Origin of the sequence: Sterolibacterium denitrificans (assembly GCF_900174485.1) — a bacterium.
GTDB lineage: Bacteria > Pseudomonadota > Gammaproteobacteria > Burkholderiales > Rhodocyclaceae > Sterolibacterium > Sterolibacterium denitrificans.
The window spans coordinates 2,983,957-2,997,789 of sequence record NZ_LT837803.1; the positions used below are offsets into that span (position 1 = coordinate 2,983,957).

Below are 13,833 nucleotides of genomic sequence, written 5' to 3' on the forward strand. Positions count from 1 at the left end.
GGAAAAGCAGCCCCTCCCTTGCATGAGTCACTCTCGAAATCCGGCCGTCGCTGCCATGAGTCTGCCACCCACCCGGCAAACATCCGGAACCGGCCAGAACGCGCCCTACCGCAGGTCGATCAAAACCCGGGTGACGCTGTTTACCCTGGCCATCTTCCTCGTCAGCATCTGGGCGCTGGCGCTGCACACCAGCCAGACCCTGCGCGAAGACATCGAGCATCTGCTCAGCAAACAGCACCTGTCGATCGCCTCGATTCTCGCCAGAGACATCAATCACCAGATGAGCGAGCGTCTGGAAGATCTGCAGACCATTGCCGCCACGATCGACAACCTGCAAGCGCATGACCTTGCCCGCCTGCAGCGGCGGCTGGACGGCCTGAGGATACTCCAGCGCCACTTCAATGGCGGCATCTTCGTGGCCGCTCCCGACGGCACGGCGCTTGCCCGCGTCCCGGCGAACAACGACTATCCGCCGCTATCCCCCCACCGCAGCGATGCCGCCGCCATGGCGCTCGCCAGCGGCCAGCCCGCCATCGGCGGCCCGCACCGGGACGCGCTGCTCGATGCGCCGGTCTTTCACATGGCGGTACCCATACGCGATGCGCAGGGTCACGTCATCGGCGCCTTGAATGGTGTCGTCAATCTCGCCACGACCAATTTTCTCGACCAGATCAGCCAGAATCGCTTTGGCAACAGTGGCGGCTACCTGCTCGTCGATCCGCAGCATCGCCGCATCGTGACCGCCACGGACAAGCAGCGCATCATGGAAGCCAGCCCTGCGCTGGAAGACTATCCGGAAATCGCCCGCTTTCTTGCCGGCGAGGAAGGTTCGGCAATCTTCACCAATCCGCTGGGGGTGGAAGTGCTGCAATCGGTACACCGGGTGCCGGTCAGCGGCTGGTATGTCGCCGTCGCCCTGCCCACCGCGGAAGCCTTTGCGCCGATCCGCGAACTGCAACGGCACATGCTGACCGCGGCCCTGCTGCTCAGCCTGCTCGCCGGCAGCCTGACGTGGTGGATGCTGCGCCGCCAGTTGTCGCCCATCTTCGATACGCTGAAAACCATCTCCACCCTGGCCGCAGACCCCGATCGCACGGCGCTCGTGCACAACCTGTCCATCCGTCGCAACGACGAGATCGGCCAACTGATCGGCGGCTTCAATCAATTGCTGAACACGCTGGGCGAACGCGAGGCCGAACTCTGCGCGAGCACCGAAGGCCTCAAGGAAGCGCAACGGATTTCGCACGTCGGCAGTTGGTCGTACGACTCGGCCACGGGGCAACTGGACTGGAGCGAAGAAACCTTCCGCATCTTCGGTCTGGACCCGCAGCGGCAGCCCTCCTATGCGGACTTCCTCGATGCGGTGCACCCTGAAGATCGCGGCAGGCTGGAAGCGGCTTACTATGAATCGCTGCAGAAACGCGCGCCCTTTGAACTCGACCACCGCATGCAACTGCCGGACGGACGCATCCAATGGGTGCGCGAGCACGGCCTGACGGAATTCGACGATAGCGGCAATGCGCTGCGTTCGGTCGGCACCGTCCAGGACATCACCGCACAGAAGCAGACCGAAACGGAATTGCGCATTGCCGCGGCCGCCTTCGAATCGCAGCTCGGCATCATCGTGACCGATGCCCAGTGGATCATCCAGCGCGTCAACCCGGCCTTCACGCAGATCACCGGCTACACCGCCGCGGAACTCATCGGACAAAGCCCGCATCTGGTCCGCTCCGAACGCCATGGCGATGAGTTCTACGAGGCCGTATGGCAAAGCGTGCTAACGACCGGCAATTGGCAGGGCGAAGTCTGGCACCGCCACAAGCAGGGACATGTCTATCCAAGCTGGCTGACCGTCACCGCCGTCAAGGATGCGCAGGGCAACACCACGCACTACGTCGGCACCCAGCAGGACATCAGCGACCGCAAGCATGCGGAGGAGCGCATCAACCAGCTCGCCTTCTTCGACCAACTGACCGCATTGCCCAACCGCACCCTGCTGCTCGACCGGCTCCGCCAGGCCATTGCCGGCTCGACGCGCAGCCATACGCTCGGCGCCCTGCTGTTCATCGATCTGGACAAGTTCAAGGCGCTCAACGACACGCTCGGCCACGACAAGGGCGATCTCCTGCTCAAACAGGCCGCCGAGCGCCTGACCGGCTGCGTGCGCGGCGGCGATACCGTGGCGCGCCTGGGCGGCGACGAATTCATCGTCATGCTGACCAACCTCAGCGCCAACGCGCAGGAAGCGGCAACGCAAACCGAAATCGTCGGCGAGAAAATCCTGGCCGAACTCAACCGCCACTACCTGCTCGACGGTACGATCTTCCACAGCACCGCCAGCATCGGCATCACGCTCTTCAGCGCGGAAAACGCCAATATCGACGCCCTGCTCAAGCAGGCCGACCTGGCCATGTACCGGGCCAAGACGGCCGGACGCAACATGCTGCGCTTCTTCGATCCGGGCATGGAAGCCGACGTGGTCAACCGCGTCGCACTGGAAAGCGACCTGCACGAAGCCCTGGCCAAACAGCAATTCCAGTTGCACTACCAGGCCCAGATGAGCGGCGGCGTGCTCTCCGGTTCGGAAGCCCTGGTGCGCTGGCTGCATCCGCAGCGCGGCCTGGTGCCGCCGGATGAATTCATCCCGCTGGCCGAAGAAACCGGCCTGATCCTGCAACTCGGCGCCTGGGTGCTGGAAACGGCCTGCGCGCAACTCGTGCAATGGGCCGCCAATCCGGAACTGAGCCACCTGAGCATTGCCGTCAACGTCAGCGCCCGCCAATTCCGCAAGCCCGATTTCGTCAGCCAGGTCGGCGAGATTCTCTCCCGCACCGACGCCAATCCCAAGCGCCTCAAGCTCGAACTGACGGAAAGCCTGCTGGTCGAGGACGTGGATGACGTCATCGAAAAAATGCACGAATTGAAAAACATCGGCGTCGGCTTCGCCCTCGACGATTTCGGCACTGGCTACTCCTCGCTGTACTACCTCAAGCACCTGCCCTTCGATCAAATGAAGATCGACCGTTCCTTCGTGCGCGACATCCTCGACGACACCAACGACGCCACCATCGCCCGCACCATCGTCACCCTGGCGCAAAGCCTCGGCCTGGGCGTGATCGCCGAAGGCGTCGAAAGCCTGGAGCAGCTCGAATTCCTCGCCGAACTGCACTGCCACGCCTACCAGGGCTACTACTTCAGTCGACCGCTGCCGATCGACGAATTCGAGGAATACGCGCTGGGTTACTGAACCGGCGACCATCCGTTCATTGCCCCTGGCGCACGCTGGAGCAGACGAGATACTCGACGCGACGCAAGCGCAGCACGGCTGAAACCACCCTCCGGAGCCGATGCAGAATGTTTAGCCGGCCTATATCTAACGTCATATTGACATTGCGTTGAATAGCCAGCAGAATGCCCAGCTTTCATAAATTCAAGATGGGTGATTCAAATTCTCGGGCCAAAGCTGGAGTCTCAGGAATTGCTCTGGCTGCTCGGCAGCCTGTGCAATCTCTATCGTTTGCCGTTCGATCCCAAGCTGGTCGAGCAGGCTTTTCCACCACCGCATAATCTCGCCACGCTGCACGAAGCAGCGCGCTCCCTCGGGTTCAAAACGGGAACGTCAGCCCATCCGGCCGACTGGACCAGGCTGCCCCTGCCGGCCGTGGCGCTTCTGCGCGCCGCGCCGGAGGGCGAAGCGCTGCCGGAAGCGCCCGGCGCCCCGGTCCTCATTCTCAAGACCGACGGCCACAAGCTCCTGTATTTCCGCGCCGGCTCCCAGACCGCGGAAACCTTGCCGGCGGACGAAGCCGGGCTACGCCTTGAACCCGAGCTGATCCTGCTGGCCCGCGAAGCGCAGGGGCAGGACGAAGCCACCCCCATCCCGGGTTTTGAAACGGAGCGGAAATCCTTCGGCTTCGGCTGGTTCGTTCCGGAACTCCTGAAACACAAAACCATCTGGCGCGACGTACTGCTCGCGAGCCTGACGATCCAGTTGGTCGGCCTGGCGACGCCGTTGTTCACCCAGGTGATCATCGACAAGGTGATCGTCCATCAGGCGAACAGCACGCTGATCGTGCTGGGTGTCGCGCTCGCGATGTTCATGCTCTTCACCAGCGGCATGACCTGGCTGCGCCAGTACCTCGTGCTGCACACCGGCAACCGCATCGACGCGGTACTCGGCAGCCAGGTCTTCCAGCATCTGCTGCGCCTGCCGCTGCCGTATTTCGAGCATCGCCCGACGGGAACCCTGGTCGCACGCCTGCAGGGCGTCGAAACCATCCGCGAATTCGTTTCCGGCGCAGCGGTCACGCTGATTCTCGACCTGCCCTTCCTGTTCATCTTCCTGGCGGTGATGTTCGCCTACTCGTGGCAACTATCGCTGATCGCCGTTGGCCTCCTTGGCGCCATCGGCCTGATCAGCTTCCTGGTCGCACCGCTCTTCCGCGACAAGCTCAACCGCCAGTTCATGCTCGGCGCCCGCAACCAGGCCTTTCTGACCGAATACGTTTCGGGCATGGCGACGGTGAAATCGCTGCAGATGGAAGCGGACATCGACAAGAAATACGGCGACTACCTCGCCCAGTACCTGGCCGCCGGCTTCTCCACGAAGCAGGTCGGCAACACCTACAACGTACTCAGCAACGGGCTCGAGCAAGTCATGACGCTCGCCATCCTGATCGTCGGCGCGCTGCTCGTGATGCAGAACGACGGCTTCACGGTCGGCATGCTGGTCGCCTTCCAGATGTTCGCCGGCCGCATGAGCCAGCCGCTCTTGCGCCTGGTCGGGCTATGGCAGGAATTCCAGCAGGCCAACATTGCCGTCAAGCGCCTCGGCGACATCCTCGACATGCCGCAGGAACCGCACACCCTCACCCCAACCCGGGAAAACCAGGGGCCGGGCCGCATCGAACTGCAGCACCTGGCCTTCCGCTACGCCGAACATCACCCGTGGCTCTACCGCAACCTGAACCTGACCTTGAAGCCCGGCCACCTGACCGTGCTGATGGGCCCATCCGGCTGCGGCAAAAGCACCTTGGCCAAACTGCTGCTCGGCTTCTATCAGCCCAATGAAGGCCAGATTGCGCTGGATGGCAAGGACATCCGGCATCTGGCCGCCAACGAACTGCGGGCCACCTTCGGCGTGGTTCCCCAGGAAACCGTGCTTTTCGCCGGCACGCTGTACGACAACCTGGTCATGGCGCACCCGCATGCGAGCTTCGAGGATGTCATCCAGGCCTGCAAGGCGGCGGAAATCCATGAAGTCATCGAACAACTGCCCGAAGGCTACCAGACGGAAATCGGCGAGCGGGGCACCGGGCTATCCGGCGGGCAGCGACAGCGCATCGCCATCGCCCGCGCACTGCTCAAGCGGCCGAAGATATTGATCTTCGACGAAGCCGTATCCAATCTGGACCAGCAGACGGCGGAACACTTTGCCAGAACGATCAACACGCTCAAGGGAAAAGTGACGATGCTGTTCATTACGCACCAGATCCCCAAAGGACTGGCCGTGGACGAAGCCATCGAACTTGGCGCGAACACAAATACGCTCCGGCAAATGGAGATCGTGGAGAACGAAAAATGAAGGCAAAAGCGCTCAATGAGCCTGATGGCGTCAATGATGCCGGCGGGCTTGTCAGCCCCGCCAGCATCTCTACCAATACATGTAAACATAAAAACTCTGATGATGAGGATTTTATTCCATGAGTGAAAAAACACTACAGTTTCTTATTATATTTTTTCACTAACAGCTATTTGCAGCTTTCTACTCATCACAGGTGACTATATACATGATGAGAATATCACCAAGTACATTAAATATATATTCATGGTGGTATTTGGTATAACCCCATTACTACTAATGCTCAAAATAATTTCCCGATTTTTTCTTTCTAGATTTAAGGGGCAGCCCATTCCACTCATTGAAAATATGTTTACTCTTTATTATTTCCTAATTACAAAAGAAGCACAGAAAGAATGGGCCGACTATATTGGAGTGGAGAGCAAAAAAAAGAAATCTGAACTGATATAAAAGGCTGAAGAAAATGGCTTTGATTCTTTTATATTTAAAACGATACTACTCCTTAACACTTTTTCTAACCCTTTAGAGGACCTGCCATGAAATTTGATAGTAGTAGCTTGCTTTCAATCGATCCTGAACATATTAGACGCACCAAACTAGCGGTTGGAGTCATTGCTCTTATTAATGCTTTTTTCAATTTCTTCTTTCCCAATCCAGCAAGCCTATCAACTGGTCGATTATCTTGGATATATCGAAGCATCACTGAAATTTTTGGGCCATATGGCTATCCAGCCATAGAAGCACTTATTGGATTGATATGTATTGCTATTGCCATATCTGAACCAAAATCAAAGCCTAAGGAGTAAATAAAATGTCAGGAATAATCTTCATTTTTTCAAAAGATAGTATCCGTGCCATATCAGCTGCAAGCGCAACACAAGCGGTAATTCAAAAAGCAGAACAGAGTCTAATTTCCGGGGAGGCTACCGGTTTAATCATCTCAACAGCAGATAATCTCGCTCCCGCCTTTGATTTTTATGGCAACGTGAATTCAATGGTGGAGATACAGAAAGAGTGGGAATCGAACAATTGGAACGGTTTCGTCCGTGAATTGGTTGCTGGAACTCTAGGAGTACTTGCCGGTGCCGCGACACTTCCTATCGGGGGTATTTGGTCGGTGGGAATGGGGTGGTGGGCATCAGATTCTTATAAGCTAGCACATGACACCGCAGCCGAAATGTCCGCATCGGCCGATTGGTCTGGTCTATGGAATTTGATGGACAGTCTCGTCGATACCTGGGAAAAAGCCACCATATTCGATATCGACCCCAGACTTCTCCCTCCCAACCCGAACGCCGCCACACCAGCCAATCGTTACATCAACCCCGCCACCAATACCACCTACAATTTCGGCCGCACCTGGCGCCCCCGCATCGATCCCCTGGCTCTCGATCTCGACGGCGACGGTCTCGAAACCGTCGGCATCACCGCCAATCAGCAAATCCGCTTCGACCACGACGGTGACGGCGTGCGCACCGGCACCGGCTGGGTCAAGGGCGACGACGCGCTCCTCGTCCTCGATCGCAACGGCAATGGAATCATCGATTCCGGCAGCGAACTCTTCGGCGTCGATACCATCCTCTCCAACGGCCAGAAAGCCGCCAACGGCTTCGCCGCTCTCGCCGACCTCGATTCCAACCTCGACGGCATCTTCTCCGCCGACGACGACCAGTTCGCCAATGTCCGCCTCTGGCGCGACCTCAACCAGGACGGCATCAGCGATGCCGGCGAACTCATCAGTCTTGCCGAGGCCGGCATCGCCAGCATCAACCTCGCCAGCACCTCCGCCAATACCAACCTCGCCGGCGGCAATATCCTGACCGCCACCGGCACCTATACCCGCACCGACGGCACCACTGGCACCGTCGGCGACCTCAACCTCGCCCACAACCCCTTCTATAGCGAGTTCACCCAGGCCGTTCCCCTCTCCGACGCCGCCAAGGCCCTGCCCGGCATGCGGGGCGCCGGCATGGTCCGCGACCTGCGCGAAGCCGCCAGCCTCGACGGGCAGATCGTCTCCGACGTCGATGCCCTCGCCGGCCTCTCCCGCAGCCAGATGCTGGGCGCCCTCGACACCCTCATCGCCCATTGGGCCGGCACCTCCACCATGCAGACCTCCATGGACGAGGCCGAAAGCCGCAACTTCCGCATCGCCTACCTGCCGCCGGGCCTGGCCGCCGCCAACTATCGTGACGACCCGGCCAACGCCAGCAGCGAAACCATCGCCGCCCTCAACACCAAGGCGGCCTACCTACGCAACCTGATCGGCATCCTCGAAAAGTTCAACGGCGCCCACTTCGTCACCGTCGGCAACAATCGCGTCACCACCGGCACCGGAACGACAGTCAACGTGAGCGCGGGATCGGGCGGGGCAAACGCCATGCCCTATGCCTTCGTCGCCCTCGACGCCGCCCAGATCACCCTGCTCGAACAAAGCTACGCCCAGCTCAAGGAATCCATCTACGCCGGCCTTGTACTGGAAACCCGCCTGAAACCCTATCTCGACCAGATCAGCCTGACCATCGACGAAAACGGCATCCGGCTCGACTTCGCCGCCCTCGAAGCCGCATTGGACGCCAAACACGCCACCGATCCGGTCAATGCGTTGATCGACCGGATCGAACTGCTGAAATATGCGGGCTCGTCGCTCACGCAAAGCGGATGGGAGACGATCGGCAAGATCAATGCCTGGATAACACTCGCTGAACAGAACGGGGACTGGGCATCGGTCCGCACCGCATTCCCGGAGGCTTTCACGACCACCATGACGTCGAACGATGACTTCCGCATTGGACTGAATACCGCGGAAAGTTATACGGGAAGCAACGGCAACGACATCATTCTTGCCAGAGGCGGCAACGACACGCTCTATGGTGGTGCCGGCAATGATTTCCTGGATGGCGGCACGGGCAGCGACTCTCTATGGCGGCAGTGGCAATGACACCCTCAACGGCGGCACAGGGAACGACTACCTCGCCGGCGAAGCCGGCGACGACATCTACCTCTTCGCCAGGGGCGACGGCCAGGACTCGATCATCGACAGCGATGCCCAGAATGGTGCCCAGAACATCCTGCAGTTCACCGACTACACGCTGGACGACGTCAGCCGACTCCTGCGCAGCGGCAACGACCTGCTCATCCAGTTCGCCAACAGCGATTCGGTCAAGCTGAGCAGCTACTTCTCCCGGCTGACCAGTTACAACGACCCGATCCTCAGCGAGGTGCGCTTCGCCGATGGCCAGAGTTTCGACGTGCCGGCTCTGTGCCTGCAACTGGGCATCCATCTGAGCGAGAGCAACGACAGCTACACTTTCTCCAAACAGGCCGACCGCGTCTACGGCAATGCCGGCAACGACGCGCTCTATGGTGGCGCCGGCGATGATTTCCTGGATGGCGGCACGGGCAGCGACTCTCTGTATGGCGGCAGTGGCAATGACACCCTCAACGGCGGCGCAGGGAACGACTACCTCGCCGGCGAAGCCGGCGACGACACCTACCTCTTCGCCAGGGGCGACGGCCAGGACACGATCGTCGACAGTGGCGTCCAGAACGGTGCCCAGAACACTCTGCAATTCACCGACTACACGCTGGACGACGTCAGCCGACTTCTGCGTAGCGGCAACGACCTGTTCATCCAATTTGCCAATGGCGATTCGGTCAAACTGAGCAGCTACTTCTCCCAGCTGACCAGTTACAACGACCCGATCCTCAGCGAGGTGCGCTTCGCCGATGGCCAGAGTTTCGACGTGCCGGCTCTGTGCCTGCAACTGGGCATCCATCTGAGCGAGAGCAACGACAGCTACACTTTCTCCAAACAGGCCGACCGCGTCTACGGCAATGCCGGCAACGACGCGCTCTATGGTGGCGCCGGCGATGATTTCCTGGATGGCGGCACGGGCAGCGACTCTCTGTATGGCGGCAGTGGCAATGACACCCTCAACGGCGGCGCAGGGAACGACTACCTCGCCGGCGAAGCCGGCGACGACACCTACCTCTTCGCCAGGGGCGACGGCCAGGACACGATCGTCGACAGTGGCGTCCAGAACGGTGCCCAGAACACTCTGCAATTCACCGACTACACGCTGGACGACGTCAGCCGACTTCTGCGTAGCGGCAACGACCTGTTCATCCAATTTGCCAATGGCGATTCGGTCAAACTGAGCAGCTACTTCTCCCAGCTGACCAGTTACAACGACACGATCCTCAGCGAGGTGCGCTTCGCCGATGGCCAGAGTTTCGACGTGCCGGCCCTGTGCCTCCAACTGGGCATCCATCTGAGCGAGAGCAACGACAGCTACACTTTCTCCAACCAGGCCGACCGGGTCTATGGCAATGGCGGCAACGACGCGCTCTATGGTGGCGCCGGCGATGATTTCCTGGATGGCGGCACGGGTAACGACTCTCTGTATGGCGGCAGTGGCAATGACACCCTCAACGGCGGCACAGGGAACGACTACCTCGCCGGCGAAGCGGGCAACGACATCCTGCAAGGCGGTTCCGGTGACGACATCCTGACCGACACATCCGGCACGGCGCTCTTCGACGGCGGCGCGGGGAACGATACGCTCACCGGCGGAGCCGGCGCCGAGGTGTTCATCGGCGGAGCCGGGAACGATACCTTGACCACCGGCGCGGGGAATGACGTGATCTGTTTCAACAAGGGCGACGGGCAGGACATCTTCGCCGCGGGCGGCACCGGCGCCGATACCCTCTCGCTCGGCGGCAATTTCGCCTATGGCGATCTGGCCTTTTCCAAGTCGGCCAATGACCTCGTGCTCAAGGTGGGTGCGGACGACCAGATCACGTTCAAGAACTGGTATGCCGCTTCGCCCTCGAAACCGGTGACCAGGCTGCAGGTGATCGCCGAGGCGATGGACGCCTTCGCGGCCGGCGGCAGCGATCCGCTGCTCGACCAGAAGGTGGAGAGCTTCAACTTCGCCGGCCTGGTCGGGGCCTTCGATGCCGCCCGGGCCGCCAACAGCGGCTTGACGAGCTGGACGCTGACCGATGCCTTGACCAGCTTTCAGTTGGCGGGCTCGGATACGGCGGCACTGGGCGGCGATCTGGCCTACCAGTACGGCAAGAACGGCACGCTTGCCGGGATCGGCGTCACGCCGGTGCTCGGCACGTTGTCGGATGCGAATCTGGGCACCAATCCACAGGCGCTCAATTCGCTCGCCAGTCTGCAGACCGGCACCCTCCGCCTTTCGTAATCCGGTGGGGGTGCGGGCATCTGTCCCGCCCCCCGCCTTTTTCGCCATGACTTCATGAAATCGCTGCTTGCTCCCGGCGAAGTCGATGCGCTCGACTTCGCGCCGCCTTTACTGCGTCTGCAGGATGCGCCGCCCAATCCGCTCGGGCGTAGAGTACTTTGGACCTTGCTTGCCCTGCTGGCTGCCCTGTTGCTGTGGGCCGTCGTCGGCCGCCTCGACATCGTGGCCGTGGCCGAGGGAAAGCTCGTGCCGCAGAGCTATCTCAAGATCGTCCAGCCGGCCGAGTCCGGCATCGTCAAGGATATTCTCGTCCGCGAAGGCGAGGCGGTGGCCGCTGGCCAGGTGCTGATGCGCATGGATGCGCTGATCGCCGATGCCGACGGCAAATCACTCGACGCGGAATACCGGCGCAAGCGCCTGTCGCTGCGCCGCATCGAAGCCGAACTCGCCGGCACGCCCTTCCTCCGGGAAGCGGACGACCCGCCGGTGCTCGCGCAGGAAATCGAAGCGCAATATCACGCCAATCGCGCGGCGCTGGACGCGGCCCTCGCGGAAGAGCGCTCGCGCCTTGCCAAGGCCAGACAGGAGCTCTTCGCCGCCAGGCAGGTGAAACAAAAGCTCCAGGAAACCCTGCCGCACTACCGCGAACAGGACGAAGCCTTCAGCGAACTGGCCAGGGACGGCTTTGCCGCGTCGATCCAGGCGAGCGACAAAAAGCGGGAGCGCATCGAGAAAGAGCAGGAACTGGCGACGCAAGGGCACGTCATCGAATCGGCGCGCGCCAGCATGCTGCAATCGGAAAAGCGCCTCGCGCAGATCGACTCCGACTACCGCCGGCAATTGCACGCCGAACGCAACGATCTGCAGGGGCAAGCCGACAAGCTCATGCAGGAGTTGGCCAAACAGGCGCACAAGCAGGCGCTGCTGGAACTCAAGGCGTCGCAGGACGGCATCGTCAAGGATCTGGCCACCCACACCACAGGCACCGTCGTGCAGCCGGGAACCATCCTGCTGACCCTGGTGCCCCGCGAGGAAGTGCTGCGCGCGGAAGTCTGGGTGTCCAATGCGGACATCGGCTTCGTGCGCCCGGGGCAGTCCGTGAAGCTCAAATTCGCCGCCTTTCCATTCCAGAAATACGGCATGGTCGAAGGCGTGGTCGAGCATGTCGGGGCCGATGCCGCGGACGATACGACGAACAACGGCAGCCCAAACGCCGACAACGGCAAGAAAAATCAGCCGCTGGTGTACAAGGCGCTGATTCAACTGAAAGCGATGGCGCTGAGCCTGGACGGCAAGCATTTTCCGTTGTCCGCCGGCATGCAGACGAATGCCGAAATCTGGCTGGGCAACCGTACCGTAATGGAATACCTGCTGTCGCCGGTGCGCAAGGCCTGGCACGAAGCGGGCCGGGAGCGTTGAACATGCGAGCGGAAAAATACCGGCCCTGGCTGGCCGGGATGGCGCTGTCGCTGTACTTGTGCTCCCTGCCGACCACGGCCGAGGCTGCCGATCTTTTGGATATCTATCATCAGGCGCAGGCGAGCGATCCGACCTTCGCCGCGGCGCGGCACGCGCTGGAAGCCACCCAGCAACGGCTGCCGCAGGCGCGGGCCGGACTGTTGCCGGTGATTTCGGCGAGCAGCGGCGAGACGCGGACACAGGCCGACGTCGGCTTCAACAATGCGCCGACCGAGCAGCGCAATACCCGCAATCGCAATTGGGCCGTCCAACTGACGCAACCGCTCTTCCGAATCCAGAACATCCATGCCTATGCCGAGGCGCAGGCCACCGTGGAGCAAGCGGTTGCCCAGTTCGGCCAGGCGCAGCAGGATCTGATCCTGCGGGCCGCCCAAGCCTATTTCGATGTCGCGGTCGCCGAAGAAACGATAGGCGTGGCCGATGCCCAGGTGAACGCTCTGAGCGAGCAATGGACGCTGACCAAGCGCAGTTTCAAGGCCGGCACCCGGGCGCAGACCGACGTGCATGAGGCCCTGTCCCGGCTGGGCGTCGCGAAAGCGCAGCGGGTCGCGGCGCAGAACGATCTCGAAGTCCGGCAGGCCGAACTGGAAAAACTGATCGGCTCGTGGCCGGACGCCCTGGCCAAGCTCGGCGCGACGGCGGAAGCGCCTCATCTGGAGCCGGCCACCCCGCGGGAATGGATCGCCCAGGCGTGGGAGCATCATCCCGTCGTGCTGACCCGGCAGGCGGCCCTGACCGCCGCCGAGGCCACGATCCGGAAAAACCGCGCGGAGCATTTGCCGACTCTGGATTTCACGGTGTCGTACGGTTCGAACAGTGCATCGGGCAGCCTGACGACCCCGGCCGATTACACGCAGAAGTCGGCAGCGCAAACGGCCGGCCTTCAGCTCACGGTGCCGCTGTTTGCCGGCGGTGCGACCCATGCCAGGGTCACGGAAGCCATTGCCCGGCGCTACCAGGCCGCCGCCGATCTGGAAGCCGCCCGTCGGCAGGCCGCGACGGAAGCCCGCCAGGCTTTTGCCGGGGTGGTCAATGGCCTGGCGCAGACCGAGGCCCTGGCCTCGGCCGTCGAGTCCGGCCAGATCGCCGTCGAAGGCAATCGGCGCGGTTATCGGGTCGGCATCCGGATCAATGCCGATGTATTGAATGCCGAACAGCAGCTCTACGCCGCCCAGCGGGATTGGACCAAGGCGCGCTACGACACCCTGCTGCAGGGGCTGAAACTGAAGGCCGCCGCCGGCGTGCTGGACGAGGCGGATCTGGTGGCGATCAATCGTCTGCTGCAGGCACGATAGGCTGCGGCTGCCATTTTTGACGGGGCAGAGACTGCCGCGCTGCGCTTGCCGCCCTGATGCGTTCGGCGGCGCCGATCCACGCCGGTATCGGCGCCGCCTTGCGCAGGACAATCGCATGAAGCCTTGTTTTCGCTTTCTTCTGTGGTTCCCCCTCTCCCCGGCCCCTCCTACCGTATGCACACATCTTTTGCCCCCACCGAGTGAGCCAGAGGCGAGAGAGTCAAGGTTCCGGTTGATACATACATTTGTCGTCCCCGCGAAAGCG

The 13,833-nt window shown here is 61.4% G+C and carries 8 protein-coding genes; all 8 read left to right on the plus strand.

All coding sequences use genetic code 11. From position 1 onward, the window contains the following. Nucleotides 1–55: 55 nt before the first annotated feature. Nucleotides 56–3,247 (plus strand): EAL domain-containing protein, encoded by a 3,192-nt coding sequence (locus tag SDENCHOL_RS13455; protein ID WP_154717276.1) that lies wholly within the window; start codon nucleotides 56–58, stop codon nucleotides 3,245–3,247. Nucleotides 3,248–3,478: 231 nt separating this feature from the next. Then, a complete protein-coding gene (locus tag SDENCHOL_RS13460) occupies nucleotides 3,479–5,584 on the plus strand; it encodes a peptidase domain-containing ABC transporter (protein WP_231912994.1) in 2,106 nt (701 codons plus the stop codon). Beyond that, nucleotides 5,581–5,706 carry a hypothetical protein gene (locus SDENCHOL_RS14660; RefSeq protein WP_269458642.1) on the plus strand — a complete coding sequence of 42 codons (126 nt, stop codon included), beginning with the start codon at nucleotides 5,581–5,583 and terminating at the stop codon, nucleotides 5,704–5,706. Before SDENCHOL_RS13460 ends, SDENCHOL_RS14660 begins: the two co-directional genes overlap by 4 nt. Before the next feature lie 411 nt (nucleotides 5,707–6,117). Then, the gene (locus tag SDENCHOL_RS13465; RefSeq protein ID WP_154717277.1) at nucleotides 6,118–6,387 is read left to right on the plus strand and encodes a hypothetical protein; all 270 of its coding nucleotides are present in this window, start codon (nucleotides 6,118–6,120) and stop codon (nucleotides 6,385–6,387) included. Nucleotides 6,388–6,797: 410 nt separating this feature from the next. Beyond that, nucleotides 6,798–8,522 (plus strand): hypothetical protein, encoded by a 1,725-nt coding sequence (locus SDENCHOL_RS13470; protein ID WP_154717278.1) that lies wholly within the window; start codon nucleotides 6,798–6,800, stop codon nucleotides 8,520–8,522. Then, complete coding sequence (locus SDENCHOL_RS14665) at nucleotides 8,467–10,794, plus strand: calcium-binding protein (RefSeq protein WP_172955084.1); 2,328 nt, start codon at nucleotides 8,467–8,469, stop codon at nucleotides 10,792–10,794. The genes SDENCHOL_RS13470 and SDENCHOL_RS14665 overlap by 56 nt, the downstream gene beginning before the upstream one ends. Before the next feature lie 54 nt (nucleotides 10,795–10,848). Then, a complete protein-coding gene (locus tag SDENCHOL_RS13480; protein ID WP_154717280.1) occupies nucleotides 10,849–12,213 on the plus strand; it encodes an HlyD family type I secretion periplasmic adaptor subunit in 1,365 nt (454 codons plus the stop codon). A gap of 2 nt (nucleotides 12,214–12,215) precedes the next feature. Then, nucleotides 12,216–13,568, plus strand: a complete 1,353-nt coding sequence (locus tag SDENCHOL_RS13485) for a TolC family outer membrane protein (RefSeq protein WP_154717281.1) — start codon at nucleotides 12,216–12,218, stop codon at nucleotides 13,566–13,568. Nucleotides 13,569–13,833: the final 265 nt, after the last annotated feature.

Bases quoted from the DNA above. Each gene is read 5' to 3' on its own strand.
- SDENCHOL_RS13455 (WP_154717276.1), top strand. From the start codon at position 56: ATGAGTCTGCCACCCACCCGGCAAACATCCGGAACCGGCCAGAACGCG.
- SDENCHOL_RS14660 (WP_269458642.1), top strand. From the start codon at position 5,581: ATGAAGGCAAAAGCGCTCAATGAGCCTGATGGCGTCAATGATGCCGGC.
- SDENCHOL_RS13465 (WP_154717277.1), top strand. From the start codon at position 6,118: ATGAAATTTGATAGTAGTAGCTTGCTTTCAATCGATCCTGAACATATT.
- SDENCHOL_RS13470 (WP_154717278.1), top strand. From the start codon at position 6,798: ATGGACAGTCTCGTCGATACCTGGGAAAAAGCCACCATATTCGATATC.
- SDENCHOL_RS14665 (WP_172955084.1), top strand. From the start codon at position 8,467: ATGATTTCCTGGATGGCGGCACGGGCAGCGACTCTCTATGGCGGCAGT.
- SDENCHOL_RS13480 (WP_154717280.1), top strand. From the start codon at position 10,849: ATGAAATCGCTGCTTGCTCCCGGCGAAGTCGATGCGCTCGACTTCGCG.
- SDENCHOL_RS13485 (WP_154717281.1), top strand. From the start codon at position 12,216: ATGCGAGCGGAAAAATACCGGCCCTGGCTGGCCGGGATGGCGCTGTCG.